This window comes from Marinomonas sp. 63XJN7_9_ISO-PGPR-S23-217 (genome assembly GCF_056173515.1).
On the sequence record NZ_CM149678.1, the window covers coordinates 245,922 to 268,395 of the forward strand.

Below are 22,474 nucleotides of genomic sequence, written 5' to 3' on the forward strand. Positions count from 1 at the left end.
CGGTTTTACTGGGTTAAATTGTGAGGGTGACCATGAGGATGACTCAAAAAGCGCGTCTAGGGCGTTGGCTAGACAAAGGCCTAGTTCGGCTTGGCCGTCGCAGTCTTTACTGGCAAGTGTTTATGCTGATTGGGCTAGTTTGTTTGCTTGTCCTCCCCTTGTTTGGAGCCGTTCCCCAATATCACTGGCAAACGCCGTGGAATAATGGTCAGCTTTTTAGTGAATGGGTGTTGTGGGCGATATGGTATCCGGGCACGTTATTGTCGGTATTGCTGGTGGGGCGTTTGTGGTGTGGCATCTTGTGTCCACTGGGCGCCATGAGTGAGTGGTTCAGCCATATTGGTGCCCGCTTTCCCATCCCTCGTTTTATCAAGCATCCAATGACGACCGCCATGAGCTTTATTTGGGTAACGATTTGGGCGCAAACCTTAGATGTTCGCGACGATTTACGGGCTGCTCTGTTGCTGTTTGCACTTATTTTTGCGCTGGCAGTCGGATGCGGCTTGTTATTTGGCAGTGAACACAAACAAGGTCGGCGTGTTTGGTGTCGCCACTTGTGCCCTATTGGTTCCATTCTTGGGGTATTTTCCCGCTTAGGAGTGGTCAATCTGGTTCGTAAACATGCAAAGGATCAGACTCCTCGCATCAGCGAAGGGTATCGTGATAACGGCTTATGTCCGACCAGTATTGATCTGGCGACCAAACAAACCGCTCGTCACTGTATTAAGTGTGCTCGATGTGTGAACCCAGAATCTAAAGGCGGCTTGACCGTCCAGATACGTCCGCTTGGTACAGAAATCATTGAGATTGATCGTCACGCCCCTTGCTTGTCTGAACTTTGGTTTATTTGGCTTGCGCCAGGGTTGGCGGTGGCCGGATTTGTATGGGCTCAGACCCCGCTGTATGTGTCTTTTCGACAAGCTCTGGGCCAATTTGCCCTATCTCAGCACTGGTATGGCTGGTTGCAAGCTGGGCCTAGCTGGTTAATGAATCAAAATGCGGCCTTGAATCAGCATTACCTGTGGCTCGACTTCTTTTCGATCAGCGGATTCATGTTGGGCTTTGCGCTTTTATTGGCAGTGCCTTTGCTATTGTGCTCTTGGCTGGCCAGTTATGCTTTTCATGCTAACCAGATTCGCCGGAGCCAGCGCATGGCGGCCTTTGGCTATCAGTTTGCGCCGATGGCGATGTTATGTATTTTGCTCGGCCTAGGCAGTACGTTATTCGCCACTCTAAAACAGGCGGTTGGCAATGATGTGATGTTTTTGGAGCTGGGATTGTTGGTCATGGCGCTGCTGTTCAATGGGGTGAGCGCATGGCGCTGGACAGCGGCTCAGGATGTTAGTTTGGCGCGCCGAATACTATTAAACGGTTTGCTCTTGATCGGGTGTACATTACTGTCTGTTGCCACCCTTTGGAGTATTTTTCCAACTTTACTGTTTCATTAAATGGATCAGATTATGCGATATATTGTGTTTTGTGGGTTATTGAGTGTGTGTCTGATAAGTGTCACGGCACAGGCTGAAGAGGTGGTGAATACGACGCTGGCTTCAATGGATAAAGATGGAATGAATCTTTCCAGTGGCGTGCGTTTAGAAGGCAAGAAACTGGTTTTGTGGAGCCGTTCTAAGGCCAATGCGTATAATCCCAATGGGTATATTACCAACGATTTTATCCCTTTTTGTAAGGTGACGTTTGAGGTGAAGAAGGTGGGAACCTCTTGGCACCAATCTTTCATTGCGCCGATGCGTCTCACACAAACTGGCCCTGAGTATGGTCAAGCCACTGTACTGGATGGGGCGGGGCAATATCGGTGGACGGTGCATTATCAATCTCCTAGGGCAAATGGTTTTTATCGTCATATCGATAAAGCAACCGGTGTAGCGCCTTGGTGGAAACCATTTGATTTAACTTACTCCTTCTCTCTGGATTCACAGGGTAAGATACATAAAGGAGCAACGTCATGATGCGATATTGTTTGCTGGCTTTGTGCCTTTGTTTAAGTGTGCGAGTGTGGGCATTGGATGTGGTCTTCGGCCCCGATGTCGGTATCAATGGTATGAAAGTGGGAGCCAGCTATATCCAAGGGATTATCATGTCGCCGAAAATGGCGGGTTCTCCCAAGCACGCCGACATACACTTGGAAACCGATGTACATGCTCTACCAGGTAATCCACAGGGTTTTCCGGCAACAGATTGGATTCCTGGGCTAAAGATTCATTTTATTCTGACTAAAGCCAATAGTAACTGGCATTATGAAGCGGATTATTTGCCCATGGTGGCGCAAGGTGGCACCCATTATGGCCGTAATATAAAGCTGGATGGACCTGGGCACTACTTTGTGACAAACGAATACTCCCCACCGCCAGCTAATGGGTTGTTCCTCGCTAAGAACGCAGGGCCCGGCGTGTTTCCTTGGTGGAAACCGTTTGTACGTCATTATCAATTCGACTTTTTTGGAACAGGAAAAAACGGTGGCTATTAGACATATTTTCTCCTTATCAATCGGTTTATTGAGTGCCATTGCACACAGTGCACCGATTCAACAGGTGCCAACTACCCCAGTGAAACACGTTGTTGTGGTAATGCTTCAGGATGAAAGTTTTGATCGCTATTTTGGACGCTATCCCATTGCGGAAAACAAACCAGGTGAAGTGGCGTTTCATGCAAAGGCGGATACGCCAAAAGTGGCGGGTTTTACGAAACAAGTTATGACGCAGAACCCTAACTTGACCAACCCTTTTCGCTTAGCGCCTGCAGAGCCGACCTGTGATTTAGGATATGGGCCTTTGGCGCAAAAAGCTTCTTACAACCATGGTCAAAATAACATGTTTATTTGGTTGGACAGTGAAGCGCCAAGTAACAGTATCAATGATGATGGTTGTTTCCCGCAATCTGTTATGGGCTATTACGATGGTAATACGGTTCACGCCTTGTGGGAGTATGCTCAGCACTACGCCTTAGCTGATCATTTTTTTGCCAGTGATTATTCCTCGACGGCTTCGGGTCTGATTAATGAAATCGCCGGAGGAACCAAAGGCGTCTTACCGAAAAGAGTTCCGGGAGTGGACTATCATGATGATCTGATCGGTAATAATTACCCTCTCTATGATGATGGCAGTTCAGGGCGAGATTTGGTGCATTTGACGCGAGCCAACATTGGCGACTTACTGAATCAACATAAGGTGAGCTGGGGCGCGTTTGTGGGAGGCTTTGCGCCAACGTCTCATGTATCAGGCCGTGCGGTGATGGCTTCTCGCTCTTTGAATCAGCAAGGTTCTATTGAGCCAGACTACATACCCAGTAATGAACCCTTTCAATATTTTAAATCAACGGCCAACCCTCACCATTTGCCACCGTTATCCGATAAGACGATTGGCTTGAGTGACCAAGCAAATCATCAATATGACTTGTCTTTATTTTGGACGGCACTTCGCAACCAGCGGTTGCCTGCAGTGAGTTTTGTCATCCCCAAAACGGGTCAAAATGGTCATGTAGGCAGTTCGTCGCCTTTGGATGAACAAACCTTCCTACAAACCCTCATGAGCCGATTACAGAAGAGTCCTCAATGGGCAAATACAGCGGTGATGTTGGTTTGGAATAATTCAGATGGTTGGTATGATCACATTACGCCTCCGCAAGCACCCAAAGGTATGATCGGCTTGGGTTACGGGCCACGCTTACCCTTTTTAATCGTGTCTCCTTTGGCAAAACATAACTATGTGGAGCATAAGATGTTGGATCAAGGGTCGGTACTGCGCTTTATTGAAGACAACTGGCAACTAGGGCGTCTTGGCAAGCACACGGCTGACCGTTTCGCCCACTCGCTTGATGATATGTTCGCTTTCCATCAGCAAAAGACAACGTCTTAGGCAGAAGGCAGCAAAACAAAAACTTTTGAAAAGCAGGGCGCAAACCTTTGGTGTGCGCCCTTTTATATGGCATTACTTGATGGGGCTTACTTTGTCACTTTACAGGCTGGATAAGCTTTCTTTGTTTTGAATGTCAGTGATGTCCATAGGTTGGGCAATACAAGGCCAAAGATCACTACAACCATGCCAATCACTTGCAACAATGTGACAGGTTGACCAAATAGGAACGACACCAGGACGGCAAACACGGGGACAAAGTTGAAAAATAATGAAGCCTTCGCTGAGCCTAACTGCTTCACACCGTTGATCCATAATAGATAGCCCGCTACTGTGGCGAACATGCCAATGTACATGACCCCATAAAAAACACTGCTGGAACTGTGAATGACTTCATGCCATGGATGGATATTGGGAGAAAAAAGACAAACCAAACCAATGACACTGGCGCCAGAGATCATACCAACCAGAGTATAAGGGATTAACGGCATCCATTTGCTGATCCCTTGTGTGAAAAACGTATATAGACTCCAGGCTAACATACCGCAAAAAATCAATTTATCCCCATAGTTGATCTGTAGGCCAAGCAGGAGCGACAAATGGCCATTGGTGATGACTAACAGTACCCCCAATAAGCTGATGGCAAGGCTAATAAATTGGCCCATACTAGGGATAGTTCGATGGAACAAGGAGGCAATAAGCGACGTAAAGAGAGGGCTTAACGCCATGATTAGAGCGCCATCGGTGGAAGAGGTATAGGTTAGCCCCGAAAATAACGCCAAGTTTAACCCTCCAACACCGATGATGCTGACAATGACAACGTAGAGCCATTGTTGCGTGGCCAAATGTTTCGGCCAAGCAATCCGTGCGACCTTGACATAAATGAGAAGACAAAGGGCTGCGATGACAAAACGCCATAGCACCATGGAGTAGGCATGGACTTCTGTCAGAATGTGTTTACCGACTGGAAAACTGCTTCCCCAAAAAAAAGTACAGAGAATAAGCAGTAAAACGGCTCTAGTATATGAAGGTAGTGTCATGATTTTTCTCTAGTAAAATGAGGGAATACTCGTTAGTGTATAGATTCTAAAACTGAAAACCATAAGCAAAATGAAGAACTAATATTCCAAAAATGAAACTTAATTATTCGCTCGACGATCTACGATGTTTTTGTGCGGTTGCCCAATACGGCAGCTTTAAAGCCGCCGCCCTTGCGTTAGACATACCACTTTCTACGTTAAGCCGTCGTATCTCTAAATTAGAGCAAGATCTGTCGATACGTTTGCTGAACCGAGATGCCCATAAAGTGACCTTGACGCAGACAGGGCAGAAGTACTTTGCACGTTCCCATGGTTTATTTGAGTCGTTGGTTGAGGTGGCGAGCGATCTTCATAAGGACAAGCATGAAGCCAGAGGGCGAATCCGTATTGCCGGTCCTATAAATGTGATGGCTGAGCTATTAAGTGACCAGATCAGTGGTTTTATGCGGGATTACCCAGATATCCAGTTGGAGATGAAGCTATCTAATTATTTGATTGATATCGAAGCAGAAGGAATTGATGTTGCCTTTCGTGTTGGCGACGTTAATGAGGATAATTGGATTGCCAAATCGCTGACAGACATCCAATTTATCGTCTGTGCAAGCCCCTCGTTGGATACGTCGAAAATAACCAAACCCGCTCAGCTCGCCGATTATCCGATTGTCTTATGCTACCCAATGAGGCAGTGGGAATTGGTATGTAAAAAGAACCATGCCCATTACAACTTTGCGCCAGGGAGTAATGTGCGTTTCGAAACCGATGACTTGCGCGCTTTGTTCCCAGTGGTTCAATCAGGGTTAGGAATTGGTTATATACCTGACTACAGTGCTAAGCCAATGATCAAATCAGGGCTTCTGGTGCAATTATTACCGAATTGGGGCAGTCAACCCAGACGTCTAAGCATGCTCTATCGAGATAGAAAGAACATGCCTTTAAGGGTGCGATTATTCATTAATTATATTTCCTCTGTCTTCAGCGAGTCCGCTTTAGGCGAACTGAATGCCTAAAGCGAGTGTGAGCCAGACAAAGGTGTTTTAAAAAGAGTAGAGCAAGGTTACAGAGGTTTCGGTATCCGTATGTTCTTTGCCTGTGGGCACGGTAGATGAGTATTCCGCACTGTAAGATAGCTTCATCGCTAAGTCGTTACGAATATTGGCTTGTAGTGAAGAGACAGATTTCGATATAGAGGAGCCATCTTTTGTACCAATACTGGAATCCAATGTCTGGATGAACACCGCGCTCGCCGATAGCTGCTTTTGGCCTGTTAAGGCAAAGCGAATAATGGGCGTCTGAGCCGCGCCAATGTCCGTTGTGGTGGCCCCTTCGGCTAATTTATTGTAACGATAACCCACACCAGCGGAGGCTTCTAGATAGGAGCCATCTTGTGTTTGCCAAAAACGATCGCCATAACCGGTTGCAACATTGCTTTGGAAGTCGTACCCAGAAAATAAGTCCTTTTTGTAATCTCCCCGAATGTACCAAAACTCTGAATCATTAAATTTGTAGTTACCCTCGATTGAACCATTATAATTTTCCGCCGTTTTCTGATCATCTGAGCGGGTATACTGAGAGGCTAATGAGTAATTGTTACGCCAATGAAGCAGGTCCTGAGTGGCATTGATTTTTGTATTAAAGTTTGTGCTGTTGGTATTCCCTGAGTCCATCAGAAAACCAAGTTCCACACTGGTTTTCCAAGGCTCTGTTTTAGGGGGAGCGCTTGATGTGTTGTCCGTATCGGCCGCAAAAACCAAGGGAGCGCTGAGCAAAGCGAGAGTTAAAAGTGAGTGTTTTAAAGGCATAGATCTGTCCCTAATAGTCTACTTATGTCTTAAAAAGAGTATAAAAAAGTAATGGATGTTTCCGTGTTGGTATGCGCTTTGTCGACTGGGACTTGCGAATCATAGGTCACACGATAAGACATCTTCATTGCGATATCGCTGATGATATCGGTTTGTAATGAGGTAACGGATTCGATTTCATTGCTGCCATATTCCATATCAATTTGTGTACTCAGATTTTGTTTGAATGTGGTGGTGTCCGAGACATACTTTTCCAGCTTGGCCGAAAAATTAGTCGTCAAACCATTATCAAAGTCGCTGCTGTTTGCTTGCGGCTTTATCAGTTGTTCACGTTGATAGCCGATCCCCGCCGACGCTTCGAAATAAGAACCATCTGCGCCTTGCCATAGCCGATTTCCATAGCCCGTCGAGACACTACTTTTATAGCGATAACCAGAAAAACGGTCTTTTTCGGCTTCTCCTTTTACAAATAAGAATTCATTATTAGTAAACTTATAATCGCTTTGTATGGAGCCTCGGTACTGTTCTGCTGTGGTCGAATCGTTGGCCGTTGCGTAGTTAGACTGGAAAATATAAGTGTTTCGCCAATACGTGAGGTTTTGGACAAGGTTAAGCTTGCCATTGAAGCCACTGATATTGGTATTTCCGGTCGTTTTTCTTACCCCAAACTCGACTGAGCCTTGCCATAATCCCGTTTCATTAGACGAATAATCACCGTCATCTTGTGCATTGACGTTGGGCACCGCAAGCAAGACTAGAGTCAACAAACTGCATGTTATTTTTGGATAAAACTTTTTCATTGTCGCCGAGTCCTAACACACGATTTGTTTCACAGCAGTGACTCTGTCTCCTTTAATTAATAATCTAACGGTTAAACTAACGCTAACATATATCCAGCGGTGATTTGGTTATCTAAACGAAAACTTACGTCTTTTACTCAAGTTTTCATATTCGCCTTTTAAACTAGTTTAAAACTTGACGTTGTTGACAAGAGAAAACACTTTTTTGTCTATTTATATAACCTTTTATATAATTAGAATGAGGGGGTTGCATAAATTATAGTCAATAAAATACTAATGTTGAGAAGTGTTGAGTGAGTGATGGGTTTTTTGCTTAAATGGATCTCATCCGGAATTAAAACAACAGCTTAGGTATTTTCAGAGAATGAAAAAAACAGGAAAATACTGGCTGAAAAATACCTTGGCAACCATAATTTTTCGGATTGAAATCTCTTTATACTTTCACTATGGAGTTAGAAACATCGATCTGAAAGGCGCTTCGCCAATTAGTAAGGTGCTTTACGATGATAACATTCATGTTATTAATAATTACCTCTTGGAGTTCATACTTTTTTTCACAGAGGCAGGGGAAACAAATTAAAAACCAATGACAACCCCCACCACCTTATGGAAGCCGATTATTACCAATGAGAGTTTGGTCTGGGCCTTTGCCACCGAGATCGTTTTGGGGATCTTTGGTGGCCCGTATCAAACGTTTATTAAGTTAACGGCAGATTAAACTCTGGCGGTGGCTAATTGGAAATCTGGTTTTATCTCAGTAATTTTCTTCACCAAAATATTCAACAAAACTCCATACATAGGCACGAATAGCCCTAAACTAATAATGAGTTTGAAGCCGTAATCCGCTAGCGCTATTTCAGGCCAATGTTGCGCCATAAAGGCATTTGGACTCATGTAAAAAGCGATGCCAAAGAAGGCAAGAGTGTCTAAACCATTACCAAAGAGTGTCGATGCCGTTGGTGCAATCCACCATTGTTTCATTTGGCGTAAACGATTAAAGACCTGTACATCGAGTATTTGCCCAAGCAAATAAGCCATTAAACTGGCGATAGCTATGCGGGCAACAAACCAACTTAAAGTGGTGAGGGAGGCCAAGCCTTGAAATTGACCTTGGGCAAACAAAACCGATAGCACATAGGAAATGATCAGGGACGGAATCATTACTAAAAATATTGTTTTGCGTGCTAAAGGTGCCCCTAAAATACGTACCGTTAAGTCTGTCGCCAAGAAAATAAATGGAAAGGTAAACGCCCCCCAGGTGGTATGGATCCCCCAAATGGTGAAGGGGATTTGAACCAAGTAATTACTCGATGCAATGATAAGTATATGAAATGCTACTAAGTAGCGCAGTGCTTTGGTTTGTTGTGCTGCTGTGAAAGTGCTCATATCAGACCTTTTTTTTAAATTCGTTTAGCGTCAGTTTGGGGTGAGGGAACCCAAATCAAAAGTGTCCTATTACCTATTACAGGTTAGGCGGACAGTATTATATTTTCTATGTGCCGCGTCACATAGAAGCATGTGACGTGGGGGTGAGATTATACATTAAACATCTGGTTAAAAAAGAGGCAATGAGATTTTTTTGTTAATGCTAACGCCATTTAATAATAACGCAGAGAAAGTGAAACGAATGGCTTTTCACTTGATATCGACAGGTTTATCGTTATCCATACCATTGGAGATAACCTCTAATGGAAGATAAGGAGACAGTCATGACAAGTAAAAAAATATTAATGATTACTGGTGATTTCACAGAAGATTATGAAACCATGGTGCCGTTTCAGACCCTACAGGCTGTAGGTCATACTGTGCATGCTGTATGTCCAGATAAAAAAAGTGGCGAGACGGTAAAGACTGCCATTCACGATTTTGAAGGGGATCAAACCTACACCGAAAAACCGGGTCACCATTTTGCTTTGAATGCTGATTTCGATGCTATTCAAGTGGAAAGCTACGACGCGTTGGTCATTCCTGCGGTCGAGCACCGGAATATTTACGGCTAAATCCAGCGGTGTTGGACATGGTTCGTCACTTCTTCACTGCCAATAAACCCGTTGCTGCCGTTTGTCATGGTGCGCAAATTTTGAGTGCTGCGGGAGTATTGAAAGACAAAAAATGTTCAGCTTATCCAGCCTGTCGCCCCGAAGTTGAGCAAGCAGGTGGTGAATACGCCGATATTCCCGTGGATCAAGCGGTCACCAGTGGCAATCTTGTCACGGCACCTGCGTGGCCTGCTCATCCGGCTTGGTTGGCGCAATTTATGGCGTTATTGAACTAGTTTGCTAGAGCGAATGAACTATTGTTATTAAAGATAAATGGGAAGCTGAGATTGGCTTCCCATTTTTGTTTTGACTGCTTGCAAAGAGCTTGAGAAAAATCATTTCGTCATAAATCGGTAGCCTTGGCGGGAGATGCCATTATGGTAAACCCAGCCAAAGAGAATAATCAGTAAGCATCCAGACAGCACTGGTGTGAGCAAAAATCCCCAAGGCGCATGGATCGATAAGACTAACAACGGATTGGCCCCGGCTGGTGGATGCAATGTATTGGTTAACATCATCAAAGACACGCCGAGCCCAACACTGACCGCCATACTCATGGGCGTCACGCCCCAAAAATGCAGTGTGATTAAACCAATCAGAGTTGTTATAAGATAACCACCGATAATGTTTTTAGGTTGAGCCAACGGGCTTTTCGGCAGTGCGAATAAAATCACCATAGTCGCTCCAAATGGTGCCATGATACCAAGGTAGTTTGGCATCAACTGAGCGCCTGTGGAAATCGTTAGGATACACAACATAGCGCCTACTCCCGCAAGCCCAATGGTGAATAGACGTGACTGATAAAAACGTTTCAAAAAAGTAGTTGTCATGCTGTAGCTCGCTGTTTGTCTGGGTTAAATGGTAGACCGATTTGTCTCTTTTTAGAATAGACAGATTGGTCTACTTGTGTCAATATGGTCATCAATAAAAAGTAATTTCTATAAATGGTCTCTAAAAAAGTAGCTTTCTAGAAGCGGAGCATGGCATGTCGAAACCCGATTTATTGATACACACCGCGTTCGAGCTTTTTTATAAACATGGCATTCACGCGGTGGGGATTAATCGCATTCTGTCGGAAACCGGTGTAGCGAAAAAAACCCTCTATCATCATTTTTCAAGTAAAGACGCATTGGTAGAAGCGGTATTGGTCTATCGAGATCAGATTTTCACTGATTGGCTCACATCGCGAATGATGCAAGCTGGGGAAGGTAATGCTGCTATTTTGGCCTTGTTTGATGCGTTAGATGATTGGTTTCACGATAAAGTGGCCGAGCTATCGCCTTTTAAGGGCTGTTTTTTTGTCAAAGCCAATGGGGAGTTTTCGGATCATGCCGTCAACACGATTTGCCAAAAGCATAAGCAAAATCTGACGACTTTTATTCAAGCCAATGTGCCTAGACGGTCTGCAGAATTGGCACAAAGTATCAGTTTGTTAAAAGAAGGGGCGATTGCTCAGGCCTATGTAGCAGGTGACCTTGAGGCGGCTAAGAGGGCAAAACTAATGGCTGCTTCCCTCTTAGCCTAATTGGATAATCTGTACCCATTGAGTCGAAGAAGCGACTAGTTATCGTCTTGATCTGACCGGTTCATGCGAGCAAGTCGAGCTTGTTCTTCGGCAAAAGCTTCTTTGATCTCTAACAACACTGAGTCCACATCCGCTTCACTTTCAGGCTCAACAAAGAGTCCTGTTAGCTCAGTATCGGGTGTTAATTTGCCCTCCTCGTAAATGGCCCAAATTTCTTTTGCGTATTGAGTTTCTAGCAGTTCGGGGGCAAACATTGCGTAATAGTTACGCATATTGTTAACATCCCGTTCTAGCATCCATTCGGCATGATTGTTTGCCACAGCGTCAACGGCTTGCGGCAGATCAATAATCACAGGACCATCCTCATCAACCAGAACATTGAATTCAGATAAATCGCCATGGACCAAACCTGCGCATAACATTCTGACAATATCGCGAATGATGACCTGAAAATCTTCTCTGGCCTGCTCTGCCGACATGGTTACGTCATTAAGGCGCGGAGCGACACCTCCGTCTTCGTCGGTAATGAGCTCCATTAGCAACACACCATCAAAGCAACCATAAGGCTGAGGGACTCGCACGCCTGCTTCTGCCAACTTGTAGAGAGCATCTACTTCGGCATTGTGCCAGAGGCTTTCCTGTTCTTCTCGGCCATATTTAGAACCTTTTTCCATGGCGCGAGCACGTCGAGTATTGCGCACCTTTCGCCCTTCACGATATTGCACTGCTTGTTTAAAACTGCGCTTACCTGCGTCTTTATAGACCTTTGCACAGCGAATATCTGAGCCACAGCGAACCACATACACGGTTGCCTCTTTGCCGCTCATTAATTGACTCAGTACTTCGTCAATCAAACCATCTTCAATAAGTGGTTGGATTCTTTTCGGGATTTTCATGCTGCTCCTTATGCAGGGATTAGCGTAGAGAAGAAATAACAGAAACGAAACATCGTTCTAAACACTTCGTTTAGCATATTCCTTTTTAATCAATTCTTCGATGGTATCATTGATTTTAAGGCCTTTTTCTTTCGCAATCACGTCAAGTTGTTGTTTTGTGCTCAACGTCATACTAATACTATAAGGTTTTTTTCCATTAGTTTTTTCGCGAAATTTCTTTTGGCTCCAGGCTTTTTTCATTTTATCGACCAGTAAGGCCTTTCTATCAGGGTTATCGGCTAAGTCAAAGGTGGCAATAATCGCCCTATACAATTGCTGATCGTCGATAGGTTCCCATGCTTTTTTTAATGGGCGTTGAGTAATATTTTCAAGGTATTTCCATGCCCATTTCCATTGAAGGAGATTCTCTTCTTCGAGCCAGTCGACAACACTCTTATCCAGCAAGACGGTTTGCCATTGCTCTCTTAAAAGACCAATTAAGGCTTGTTGTTGTTCGGGCTCCGCCTCGGAGTAGTGAAAAGCCGCCATGATATCAGCGAAGCGTTCGGAGTGCGTGTTGCGTTCGGTTTTAAAAGGGTAGGGAGACAGTAGCGTAAAGTGGGCTTCTTCCTCTTCATTAAGAAAGACAAGAGTGCTGGGGGCTGACTCTGTTTGACGTTTTAAAAAATGCCACATCCATATCATCATGCGGTCATTTCTTTTGTCCACCCATTTGAAGTCACCGGATGACACTTGGGTCGCTTCAAAAGCGGCCTGCATTTGATAGATCACATCTTTAGGAGCACGATTTTTACGGATCAATAATTGAATTTCTTCATTGATCCTTTCCATGCGCTCTTCTTTCGAGCTTGCTCGCAAGTTTCGTAACGAGACACTTTTAGCATGGCTCGTCAAATACTGAATATAAAACTCACACTCTCGGTCCGATGCCGCTTCAAGCGACCCTGTGTTATCTCCAATCAACATCATCTTAAATTTCCTATTAAAACGCACATTATTGGCATAAAACTACTGTGTAGTATTTTTCGTAAATTTAACGTGTATTTTCGTAATTTGTCCATAAATTGTTAGTTTTTTGTCAGTAATAATTTACATTTTTTTCTGATGTTATTTTTGTTCGAAAATAGGTTTTTCTTAAAAAACTTTACAAAACAAATAAATAGGCATTTTTTTGTTGTTATGGGAGTTGCTGTTCAATTTTTGGAATGTTGTGATCTTTTGGTGAGAGACTTGGTAAGTAGCCAAATGGCTCGCTAAATAGGGATGGAGTTAAGGAAAGAGCTGTTGATTAACAGGATTCGCAAATGGCTTATCTCAATTTGTTTTCTTAAGTTGGGGTGGTTTTTGCATTAGAATCTGCTCACCAAGAAGTACTCTTTGAGAGGCTTCATTTATTTATTTGCTTATAAGGTCAGTGCTGTGCAACTCACTTCAAAATTACCTTCTGTGGGGACGACGATTTTTACGACAATGTCTGCTCTTGCTGCGGAAAAAGGCGCCATTAATCTCTCGCAAGGCTTTCCTGATTTTAGGCCTGACGCTCGATTACTTGAGGCAGCCTCGAATGCGCTACTCAACGGTAGCAATCAGTATTCACCCATGACAGGTTTACTGGATCTACGCGAAGCGATTGCTCAGTTGATTCATCGTCATTATCAGCGCACGGTGGATCCACTGGACGACATTACTGTGACCAGCGGTGCCTCAGAAGCCATTTTCGATGCCATTGCCGCCCTAGTCCAGGTGGGTGATGAGGTGATTTTGTTTGATCCTGCTTACGATTTATATGAGCCTGCGGTGACGTTAGCGGGTGGTGTGTGTCGTCGGGCCGTTTTAACTGCACCGGATTTTCGACCTGACTGGCAAGCAGTGGGGGAATTGATAACAGATAAAACACGTATGGTGTTGATCAATACGCCCCATAATCCAACAGGGAGTTGCTGGCGAGATGAGGATCTAGAGTCGCTTTGGCAAACCATTAAAGACCATAATATTATGGTTTTATCAGATGAGGTGTACGAGTTTATTCATTTTATCGAAAGTGCAGTCAGTGTTCATAAGCACGAGGGACTACGCCAGCGTAGCCTTGTCGTCTCGTCTTTTGGCAAAAGCTTTCATCTCACTGGTTGGAAGGTAGGATATGTTGTTGCACCAAAAGCGCTCAGTACAGAGCTGCGCAAAGTTCACCAGTATGTGACATTTTGCACGACTACCCCTCTGCAGAAAGCACTAAGTGATTACCTTATCCAGGCGCCAGAAGCCTGCGACTCATTAGCGGCTTTTTATCGCAGTAAACGTGATTTGTTGAGGAATGGGTTAAAAGACAGCCGCTTTACCTTATTACCTTGTGAAGGCACGTATTTTCAATTATTGGATTACAGCGCCATCAGTGATGAAGACGATGTGGCCTTTTGCAAGCGATTGATCGATGAAGTAGGAGTGGCCGCGATTCCCGTTAGCGTGTTTTACCAAACACCACCGGTTGGTCAACGCTTAATTCGTCTGTGTTTTGCTAAAGAGGACATCACCTTGAAAGATGCGACGGAGCGCTTGAGTCGCATTTGATGTTTTTCTGTTCGGTTATGGGGTTTAATTTATTTTCTGATTTTTAAGATAAGGAAAAAGACATGGTTCGATCTACCTGGCAATCCACTCGACGGCATGCAATGGTGATGATGTCCCTATTGGCATTAGCTAATATCGCGGCATGGGGCTGGGCATTCTATGTGTTTCATGGGCATGTAGCATTAATGGGCACTGCCTTGTTGGCTTGGACCTACGGCCTGCGCCATGCGGTGGATGCGGATCATATTGCGGCCATCGATAACGTGACCCGTAAACTGATGCAGCAAGAAAAAAAGCCCATTGCCGTGGGGGCGTTTTTTTCCTTGGGCCACTCGACGATTGTGATATTCGCCTCGTTAGCCATTGCTCTGGCCACCAGCCACTTAATGGAAAAAGGTGAATGGTTTCAGCATGTGGGCGGTTTGATTGGGACCAGTGTCTCGGCCTTGTTTTTGCTGGCATTGGCGTTAGTGAATTTGTACATTTTGCGTGATGTATATCGACGTTTTCATGGAATTAAACAGGGCCATCTTCATGCCACCAAAAGCGACGACTTAATGGTCTCTGGTGGTTTAATGAGTCGCTTGTATCGTCGTTTATTTGGTTTGATTGAGCAAAGCTGGCAGATGTATTTCGTTGGTTTCTTATTTGGTCTTGGGTTTGATACGGCGACCGAAGTCGGCTTATTGGGCATTTCGGCAGCGGGGTCATCCAGTGGCTTGTCAGCCTGGTCGATCATGGTATTCCCTGCTCTATTTACTGCGGCAATGGCCTTTGTTGACTCTCTGGATAATTTGCTGATGGTGAAAGCCTATGGTTGGGCCTTCGAAAAACCATTACGTAAGCTCTATTACAATATGACGATTACCGCGACCTCTGTGGTGGTGGCCTTGTTTATTGGTGGCTTAGAAGCCCTTGGGTTGATCGGCGATCAGCTGAATTTAAGTGGTGTCTTCTGGAGTGGCGTCGAGGCCATCAATGATAATTTAGGAGACGCGGGCTTTGCGGTTATCGCGATTATGTTAGTGTGTTGGCTGGTTTCTTTAGTGAATTATCGTCTGCGTGGCTACGATAAAGTAGACCTTGCTGCGAAATCCTAACGACGACGCGGCTTGGCCTTTTTATTTTTCTTTATATCAATGCCCAGGGCTTTGGCTCTTAGTTCTTTTTTGGAAGGCTCTCGTCGCTTTTGAGTGTGGGCCGGTTTGTTTAAATCCGGCTCAAAGCCTGGGAACCACTGGGGCACAAAATGCTCCCCGACTAGCTTCTCTATGTCGGTGAGCAAATAGTTTTCTTTTTCTGATACCAGGGAAATGGCTAAGCCTGTTAATCCCGCTCGTCCCGTTCTACCTATACGGTGGATGTAATCTTCCGCATGGTAAGGCAATTCGTGGTTCACTACATATTGAAGCTGTTCAATATCCAAGCCACGAGCCGCCACATCAGTGGCCACCAATGCGCGCACTTTTCCTTCTTTAAATTCTGCCAAGATGCGATCACGTGCCCCTTGGGATTTATCTCCATGGATGGATTGAGTGGCGATGCCATCTTTGCCCATTTCTTTCGCCAGTTCATCCGCTCCTTGTTTTGTACGGGTGAAAATCAGTACCTGTTGCCAGTTTTTGGAACCAATTAGGTAAGATAAAAGCGCGCTTTTACGATCATTATCCACGGCATAGATGGTTTGTTCCACTTGGGTTGCCGTGGTGTTACGGCTGTTTACTTCGATCAATTCTGGGTCTTTTAATAAGGTTTTGCTCAGGGCAAAAATCTCGTCATTAAAGGTGGCGGAAAAGAAGAGTGTTTGGCGTTCACTGGGAAGCTTTTTCAAAATGCGCTGAATATCGATGATAAAACCCATGTCCAGCATGCGATCTGCCTCGTCCAATACCAAGGTTTGTAAGCCACTTAAATCGATCAAGTTTTTCATAATCAATTCCAGCAAACGCCCTGGTGTGGCCACCAGCACATCACACCCTCGGCGCAGGGCATCGAGCTGTGGATTGATGCTGGCACCACCATAAACGACAACCGATTGCACGGGCAAACCTTGGCTGTAATTGATAAAACTGGCATGGACTTGCTGCGCTAACTCACGAGTAGGCGTAAGCGCTAAGACTTGAATAACCGTTGAATCGGTCGGGTCGGATAATTTTTGCGTCAATAAACGGTGTAGCAATGGTAAGGCAAACGCGGCCGTTTTTCCCGTGCCCGTTTGCGCGCCAGCCATGACATCCCGTTGAGCAAGAATCGCCGGAATGGCCGCGGTTTGGATCGGTGTGGGGGCCTCGTAACCCAGTTCACTGACTCGGTTAACAATATCTTGGTGAAGTCCTAGCGACGCAAAGCTCATGTGGAGGTCTCTTTTCATACAAGGGGTGTTATTAAGGGAATGGCTATCAGGGAGTTGCATAGAGAGCAGTGTAGCATTTTCGCAAGATATTGGCTTGTATTGAGATAAGTATCACAGAGTCGGCTATAGCTCATAAATACGAGCCATAGCCGATGGGGATCTATTTAGCTGCTAAGCCTAAGTGAGTTGAGGTATTGTCTTGTAGTAATGCGTTTTCTTTCATATTGAGTAGGATCTGATCAGTCAATTTATAACCCAATAAAAAGATGACCAGTCCAATCGCTGCGCCAATGGCATTGCCGAGATTGAGCACGTCCCACATGCCTTGGGTAACTTCTGGGGGTTGTTTGACGACGACGCCTGCGGTGGATTGCACAAAGCCCACCATGGCTAAATAGCCCATGGCCATGGCACCACCTAAAGCCGTAGACGCTTTATTAGCAAAGGTTTGCGTCGCAAAGGCGACGGCCTCAAGGCGTTGTCCTGATTGCAAATGGCTGTACTCGATGCAATCGGCAATAAAAATACTGGGCATAATTAGAATCACGCCTAAGGCGATGGCTTTGATCATGGTGAGCGCTACGAAGAACTCAATGTGTTCATAGCCGACGAACCAAGTGATGATTGATAACACCGCCATCGCCACAGCCGCCCATGCAAAGGTGGCGATTTTTCCTATCTTTCGAATGCCAAAGGGGACAAGCGGAGAGGCCAGCATCGCGGGTCCTATCATCGCAAATAGAAATAAGCTGGACAGGGTGGCGTCGTTAAAGACATCACGGGCAACGTATGGCATTAAGGTAAACGCAAAATTGGAGCCAGAGATAAACACAAAAGCGAGAATAAACAGCAACAAGTATCGGTTATTCGCCACAGCACTGACGATTTGTTTGAGTGTCGGTATTTGTTGCTCGACCACATGACGCTCTTTCACTGTGCGAATGGTTAGCATCAGCACCATGGCGAGTAGGCACATGATGACGGCGGCCATCGTCCATTCCCCACCCAATTTATCGACTAAGAGTGGCGCGCCGACCATGGCTATCACCATGCCGACAAAGCCACCAAAGCGAACAAAGGAATAGATGATGTTGCGCTCTTCTTTGTTCTTTGTCATCACAGAGCCCAGCGCGTAAGAGGGGGCGTCTGAAATGGTATATAACATGCCCCAACCCACGTAGGTGACGAAAGCGTAGGTAATTCGCATCCACATTGGCAATTGAGCGATCTCGTCACCAAAGGCAAAAATAAGCACCGTCGCTAATGGCACCGCCCATGCAATGGCATTGATCCAAGGCTTGAACTTTCCTCCTTTAAAACGGCTACGCTCCACCAGCACTGAGAGCATGGGGTCATTGATGGTGTCCCATACTCTGGCAATCAGGAAGATGATGCCAACCACACCTGCGGATAAACCTAAGACGGAGGTGTAGTAAATGCTGATGAAAATGGTTACGAACATAAAAATAATGTTCTGTCCGGTAAAAAACGTGTAGTAGCTGAGCCGTTCTTTACGGCCGGTTTCATACCTATCCTGAGACATGATGCTTTCCTCGTTATTGTTCTTATTCACAAGTCTTTATGACAATGTTGATCAAGGTTCTCTTGGTTTGATTCGCTTGCCATCCGTGTTTACAGTTTTTTTGTTACTTTTAAGTTACGTTTCGCTCTGATTATTGAGAGAACTGACTAGGTTAAGAATCTCTTGTTCGCTATAGTGGGCTGCATTAAAAATAGGCAGATTGCGCAGTGGCATATCATTAACCATGGCTGCAGCCATCAAACGATCGGCTTCAGCCGCCGAGTCGTTTTTATCTCCGCCCATCATATTGGTAAACGTATCGATCATGATCTCGAAGTAAGGTTTGCCTAAGGTTGTTTCAGCAATGTCCCCCAAGGTGGAATTCAGGGTATAGGGGATGAGAGGGGTTGCTGTGGGAATGTCGTAACCAAGCAATGCACTGAACGCCACATCATGGAAGTCTCGTTTAGCGGGCTCAAAGTAAGTCGATAACGCCTCATTGGTGGCTTGGCAAGGTATGCCCGTGTCCAAGGTGAGAGTAGCTGTTTGGCGAATATCTGCGACGGAGGCACTAATTTGAATGAGATACTCACCACTTTCTGCCACCCAAGCCGCGTTTTCTGTGTGCCAATAGGCGAAAGCTCGATAATCCAATGCCAGTTCAATTTCTTTGCTTTCTCCGGCTTCGAGAAACACCTTACTAAAAGCTTTGAGCTCTTTTGCTGGACGAGGCTGGGAAGGCGAGGTCTGACCAACGTAACACTGCACAACTTCTGCTCCTGCGCGCTTGCCTGTGTTGGTAATGGTCACCGCGAGTGTGAGGGTGTCATTTTCACCTAAAGAAATGGTTTGAGCGCCACCTTTCATCTGTAGGTTGCTGTAGTCAAAGGTGGTGTAGGATAAGCCATGACCAAATGGGAACAATACAGGCGTATTGCTGGTATCAAAGTAACGGTAACCTACCCAAATGGCTTCACGATACTGCACCTGCTTGGAGGTACCTGGAAAGTAAGGCTGGCTTGGCACATCGTCTAAATGGGCCGGGAAGGTTTCGGCTAATTTGCCACTTGGGTTGACCTTACCCGATAGGACCTTAGCAACAGCGGAGGCACCCGCTTGTCCACCTAAATAGGCCTCTAGAATTGCGGCTGTTTGGTTGGCGAAAGGCAGTAAAACTGGCGCGCCATTTTGTAGGATGACCACGGTTTTCGCTAATTGCTCACCGAGGGCGTGGATGAGATCCAGCTGAACTTGTGGCAGATTGAGATGCTGACGGTCAAAGCCTTCAGATTCGTATTTAGGTGTTAACCCCGCAAATAAGAAAACCACATCCGCTTGCTCGGCAAGAGTTACGGCCTTGCTGATTTCATTGCCGTCATGCGCATCGTTTAGATGATAGCCTAGGGTATAGCTGACATTCTCGGCACCAAACTGCTTTTTGATTTCGTCCAGAGGCTGTTCCAATGTGAACGGATTGATCTTAGAGCTGCCAGCGCCTTGGTAACGGGTGTTATTTGCCAACGCCCCAATGACGGCGACTTTTTTACCCGTTGTGACAGGCAATAAACCGTCATTTTTTAACAGTACACAGGTTTCTTGAGCGATGGTGCTGGCCAGTTGGTGGTGATCCTGTAAATCCACCTGAACTGGGTCACTTTGCAAGGCATCACGAGATTTTATGATCAACTCTAAAACACGGCCAACGGAGCGATCCAATGCTTCCATGGATAAGTTGCCGTTGTTAACGGCAGCAATGATTTTTTGCGTATTTAACTGACCAGAGCTGGGCATTTCTAGGTGTTGACCATTTTTAATGCCTTCCACTCTATCGTTATTGGCCCCCCAGTCGGTGACAACAATGCCTTCAAAGCCCCACTCATTGACCAATATATCGTCGAGCAATTGCTTGTGTTCAGCGGCGTAGGTGCCATTGACCTTGTTGTAGGAGCACATAATGCTCCAAGGCTGAGTGCTTTTGACGGCTTTTTCGAAGGCTGGTAGATAGATTTCGCGAAGTGTGCGTTGATCGACGACGGCATCCACCGTCATACGGCAATGCTCATGATTGTTGACTGCAAAATGTTTGAGGCTGGTGCCGACTTCCTGACTCTGTACCCCCTTGATCCAAGCGCTGGAGAGTTCGCCTGCGAGGAAAGGGTCTTCTGAGAAGTATTCGAAGTTACGTCCCCCTAGCGGATTGCGTTTGATATTGGTGCCAGGGCCGAGTAGCACCGAGACGTTTTCGGCGCGGCACTCTTTGCCTAAGGCTACACCCATTTGCTCAATTAATGGGAGGTTCCAAGACGCCGCTAGGCCAGAAGCCGTTGGGAAACAGGTCGCTTTAACGGCGGCGTTTAAGCCGACATGATCGCCTTTTCCCGCTTGTTTGCGTAGCCCATGTGGGCCATCCGTTACCATAATAGAAGGCAGATTTAACCGCTCAACACCATGTAAATGCCAGAAGTCTTTTCCTGTGCATAAAGTGGCTTTTTCTTCCAAGGTCAATTCGGCTAAGAGTTCTGTTATTTTTATTTCACTCATCGTATCTATCCTTATTTAGCTTGATTTTTAGGGGGTAGGCACTGGCCTCATGCCATCCAGTAACAGTTGAATGAGCACAGGGGTTAGCAAGGGGATCGTGTCATTATCGGCTTCCATTAGGGCATCATGACGTAGCAACATGCGACGGAAGAAAGTGGGTATGGCGTTTAATAGGGTGATGGCTAATTGATTGGCTGGAATATCCACGCGGATAGAGCCTTCTTTTTGGCCCAATAACACGATATTGGTAAGACGGTGGTTGATGGTATTGGGTAAACGTTGTGCGAGTTTCGCTCGAAACTCTGAAGGAATGCGTGAGCCTGCGTAGTAGCCATCAAATTCGGCGATAAAACGGTCATCGTCTTGGTATTGAATGTCGCAGTAGGCTTTCATCAAGACCTGAAGCCCATCCAGTATACTGGCGTAGTGGCCCGCCTCGATTTGATCCATGATTTTGTCGTAAACGACCGCTTTACGTTTCAGCACCACGACCAGAATGGCGAAACCTAAATCGTATTTATCTTGGTAATAGCGATAGAGCGTGTTGCGGCTCATACCAATGGCGTTGGCGATGTCCTTCATTTGTGTATCAGCAAAGCCGTTGGCAATAAAAAGTGCTTCTGCGACATTGATGATTTTGTCCCGAGTTTCCTCGGTTTGATGAACCATTCGAGCGATCATAGAAAATGTTACACGTGTTATATTTATTTTTTCAAATGTATGGGGCTACTCCAAACGAGTCAAGTGTTAAATAAAATAGAAAACTGACTCTCCGAAAAAGATCGCTTAATTCAAAGAGTCACGGACTAATGCTCGCAATGCATTGACGGCGCTTTGTGGCGTGGTTAATACGGGAAGGGTGAGTTGTTTGCGGAGACTTGGGGCGGCTTTCGCTAGAGAAAATTGACCTAATACCAGCACGTCGATATCGGGCAGTTGGGAGCAAGCTTCCACCGCTAGGCGGTTGTGGGTGTTTGCATCGCCATTTTTTAGCGCCGCTAGCGCGCCTTCGACGAGTATCGGATAAATGCTGATGACTTTACCTTGTTCTGCGGCCATGGCTTCCAACTCAGCTTGTAAGGCGGGTAATGACGGCCCAAAGGTCACCATTAAGCCGATACGACTGCCCATGGCAATGGCCTCGGCAAAGGCTGATTCATTGGGACGTAATACGGGAATGGATAACTGACCTTTCACCGCATCGATGGCCGGGCCAAAGGCTGAGCAAGTAAATAAAATGGCATCGGTTTTATCGGCTTTGCCAGTGGTCCGAGCAGCGTAGTCTGCCAGTTCACTAAAACGTTTCATCATGTCGTCATCAAGCGTTCCTGCCTCCGCTAAATCTATGGCAAGGGAAGTATCGAGTAGGTCAAAACAAAAGGCTTCCGGCCACTCTTTAGCAAAGATCTCACGGGCTGGCGCAATGGATTCTTCTAGGGCGTGAATTAAAGCAATACGAGGCTGAGTGGTCACAATGTTCCCTTCAATGTTGCACATGAAACACCAATACCTCATTTGGGTATTG

Annotated in this window: 21 protein-coding genes and 1 pseudogene; 10 read left to right on the forward strand and 12 right to left on the reverse strand. The window is 45.7% G+C overall.

Features of this window, described 5'->3' with window-relative positions:
* Nucleotides 1-38: 38 nt before the first annotated feature.
* From AC0VYI_RS01115 to AC0VYI_RS01130, 4 genes are read left to right on the forward strand one after another with little or no spacing between them, the layout of a single operon-like run.
* The gene (locus AC0VYI_RS01115; protein ID WP_475446724.1) at nt 39-1,448 is read left to right on the forward strand and encodes a 4Fe-4S binding protein; all 1,410 of its coding nucleotides are present in this window, start codon (nt 39-41) and stop codon (nt 1,446-1,448) included.
* Between the two features lie 12 nt (nt 1,449-1,460).
* Nucleotides 1,461-1,967, forward strand: coding sequence for an iron transporter (locus tag AC0VYI_RS01120; RefSeq protein WP_475446725.1), 507 nt, complete (start codon nt 1,461-1,463; stop codon nt 1,965-1,967).
* Entirely contained in the window at nt 1,964-2,485 is a 522-nt protein-coding gene (locus AC0VYI_RS01125) for an iron transporter (RefSeq protein ID WP_199475556.1), read from the forward strand. The genes AC0VYI_RS01120 and AC0VYI_RS01125 overlap by 4 nt, the downstream gene beginning before the upstream one ends.
* On the forward strand, nt 2,475-3,872 hold the full coding sequence (locus tag AC0VYI_RS01130; protein ID WP_475446727.1) for an alkaline phosphatase family protein: 1,398 nt from the start codon (nt 2,475-2,477) through the stop codon (nt 3,870-3,872). Before AC0VYI_RS01125 ends, AC0VYI_RS01130 begins: the two co-directional genes overlap by 11 nt.
* An 86-nt stretch (nt 3,873-3,958) precedes the next feature.
* On the opposite strand, the gene AC0VYI_RS01135 is transcribed toward AC0VYI_RS01130, so the two are convergent.
* Nucleotides 3,959-4,909: a DMT family transporter gene (locus AC0VYI_RS01135; RefSeq protein WP_475446729.1), complete on the reverse strand. Its 951-nt coding sequence runs from the start codon at nt 4,907-4,909 to the stop codon at nt 3,959-3,961.
* A gap of 92 nt (nt 4,910-5,001) precedes the next feature.
* Between AC0VYI_RS01135 and AC0VYI_RS01140 the strand changes: the two genes are divergently transcribed.
* Nucleotides 5,002-5,916 (forward strand): LysR family transcriptional regulator, encoded by a 915-nt coding sequence (locus AC0VYI_RS01140; protein ID WP_475446731.1) that lies wholly within the window; start codon nt 5,002-5,004, stop codon nt 5,914-5,916.
* Between the two features lie 27 nt (nt 5,917-5,943).
* Here the strand turns inward: AC0VYI_RS01140 and AC0VYI_RS01145 are convergent, their stop codons facing one another.
* A complete protein-coding gene (locus AC0VYI_RS01145) occupies nt 5,944-6,708 on the reverse strand; it encodes a DUF481 domain-containing protein (RefSeq protein ID WP_199475552.1) in 765 nt (254 codons plus the stop codon).
* Nucleotides 6,709-6,737: 29 nt separating this feature from the next.
* A complete protein-coding gene (locus AC0VYI_RS01150) occupies nt 6,738-7,508 on the reverse strand; it encodes a DUF481 domain-containing protein (protein ID WP_475446733.1) in 771 nt (256 codons plus the stop codon).
* Nucleotides 7,509-8,094: 586 nt separating this feature from the next.
* On the opposite strand from AC0VYI_RS01150, the gene AC0VYI_RS01155 reads away from it, so the two are divergent.
* Nucleotides 8,095-8,226, forward strand: a complete 132-nt coding sequence (locus tag AC0VYI_RS01155) for a hypothetical protein (protein WP_267905951.1) — start codon at nt 8,095-8,097, stop codon at nt 8,224-8,226.
* Here AC0VYI_RS01155 and AC0VYI_RS01160 read toward each other — a convergent pair.
* Nucleotides 8,223-8,894: a 7-cyano-7-deazaguanine/7-aminomethyl-7-deazaguanine transporter gene (locus AC0VYI_RS01160; RefSeq protein ID WP_475446735.1), complete on the reverse strand. Its 672-nt coding sequence runs from the start codon at nt 8,892-8,894 to the stop codon at nt 8,223-8,225. The two genes, AC0VYI_RS01155 and AC0VYI_RS01160, sit on opposite strands and share 4 nt — an antisense overlap.
* 323 nt (nt 8,895-9,217) lie before the next feature.
* On the opposite strand from AC0VYI_RS01160, the pseudogene AC0VYI_RS01165 reads away from it, so the two are divergent.
* A pseudogene (locus AC0VYI_RS01165) lies at nt 9,218-9,783 on the forward strand (DJ-1/PfpI family protein).
* 99 nt (nt 9,784-9,882) lie between these two features.
* Here AC0VYI_RS01165 and AC0VYI_RS01170 read toward each other — a convergent pair.
* Nucleotides 9,883-10,377 carry an HPP family protein gene (locus AC0VYI_RS01170; RefSeq protein WP_475446737.1) on the reverse strand — a complete coding sequence of 165 codons (495 nt, stop codon included), beginning with the start codon at nt 10,375-10,377 and terminating at the stop codon, nt 9,883-9,885.
* Nucleotides 10,378-10,532: 155 nt separating this feature from the next.
* On the opposite strand from AC0VYI_RS01170, the gene AC0VYI_RS01175 reads away from it, so the two are divergent.
* Complete coding sequence (locus AC0VYI_RS01175) at nt 10,533-11,072, forward strand: TetR/AcrR family transcriptional regulator (RefSeq protein WP_475446739.1); 540 nt, start codon at nt 10,533-10,535, stop codon at nt 11,070-11,072.
* A 35-nt stretch (nt 11,073-11,107) separates the two neighbouring features.
* Here the strand turns inward: AC0VYI_RS01175 and AC0VYI_RS01180 are convergent, their stop codons facing one another.
* Entirely contained in the window at nt 11,108-11,968 is an 861-nt protein-coding gene (locus tag AC0VYI_RS01180; RefSeq protein ID WP_199475546.1) for a PA4780 family RIO1-like protein kinase, read from the reverse strand.
* A gap of 57 nt (nt 11,969-12,025) precedes the next feature.
* The gene (locus tag AC0VYI_RS01185; RefSeq protein ID WP_475446741.1) at nt 12,026-12,937 is read right to left on the reverse strand and encodes a hypothetical protein; all 912 of its coding nucleotides are present in this window, start codon (nt 12,935-12,937) and stop codon (nt 12,026-12,028) included.
* 408 nt (nt 12,938-13,345) lie between these two features.
* Between AC0VYI_RS01185 and AC0VYI_RS01190 the strand changes: the two genes are divergently transcribed.
* Entirely contained in the window at nt 13,346-14,533 is a 1,188-nt protein-coding gene (locus AC0VYI_RS01190) for a methionine aminotransferase (RefSeq protein ID WP_475446743.1), read from the forward strand.
* A gap of 62 nt (nt 14,534-14,595) precedes the next feature.
* Nucleotides 14,596-15,633 (forward strand): HoxN/HupN/NixA family nickel/cobalt transporter, encoded by a 1,038-nt coding sequence (locus tag AC0VYI_RS01195; RefSeq protein WP_475446744.1) that lies wholly within the window; start codon nt 14,596-14,598, stop codon nt 15,631-15,633.
* Here AC0VYI_RS01195 and AC0VYI_RS01200 read toward each other — a convergent pair.
* The 5 genes from AC0VYI_RS01200 to AC0VYI_RS01220 all read right to left on the reverse strand — a co-directional run bounded on the left by AC0VYI_RS01200 (nt 15,630) and on the right by AC0VYI_RS01220 (nt 22,422).
* Nucleotides 15,630-16,886, reverse strand: coding sequence for a DEAD/DEAH box helicase (locus tag AC0VYI_RS01200; protein ID WP_475446746.1), 1,257 nt, complete (start codon nt 16,884-16,886; stop codon nt 15,630-15,632). The two genes, AC0VYI_RS01195 and AC0VYI_RS01200, sit on opposite strands and share 4 nt — an antisense overlap.
* A gap of 160 nt (nt 16,887-17,046) precedes the next feature.
* Nucleotides 17,047-18,429 (reverse strand): MFS transporter, encoded by a 1,383-nt coding sequence (locus AC0VYI_RS01205; RefSeq protein ID WP_475446748.1) that lies wholly within the window; start codon nt 18,427-18,429, stop codon nt 17,047-17,049.
* A 114-nt stretch (nt 18,430-18,543) separates the two neighbouring features.
* Nucleotides 18,544-20,949: a glycoside hydrolase family 3 C-terminal domain-containing protein gene (locus AC0VYI_RS01210; RefSeq protein WP_475446749.1), complete on the reverse strand. Its 2,406-nt coding sequence runs from the start codon at nt 20,947-20,949 to the stop codon at nt 18,544-18,546.
* A 27-nt stretch (nt 20,950-20,976) separates the two neighbouring features.
* Nucleotides 20,977-21,618, reverse strand: coding sequence for a TetR/AcrR family transcriptional regulator (locus AC0VYI_RS01215; protein ID WP_475446751.1), 642 nt, complete (start codon nt 21,616-21,618; stop codon nt 20,977-20,979).
* A 117-nt stretch (nt 21,619-21,735) separates the two neighbouring features.
* The gene (locus AC0VYI_RS01220) at nt 21,736-22,422 is read right to left on the reverse strand and encodes an aspartate/glutamate racemase family protein (protein ID WP_475446753.1); all 687 of its coding nucleotides are present in this window, start codon (nt 22,420-22,422) and stop codon (nt 21,736-21,738) included.
* Between the last annotated feature and the right edge of the window lie 52 nt (nt 22,423-22,474).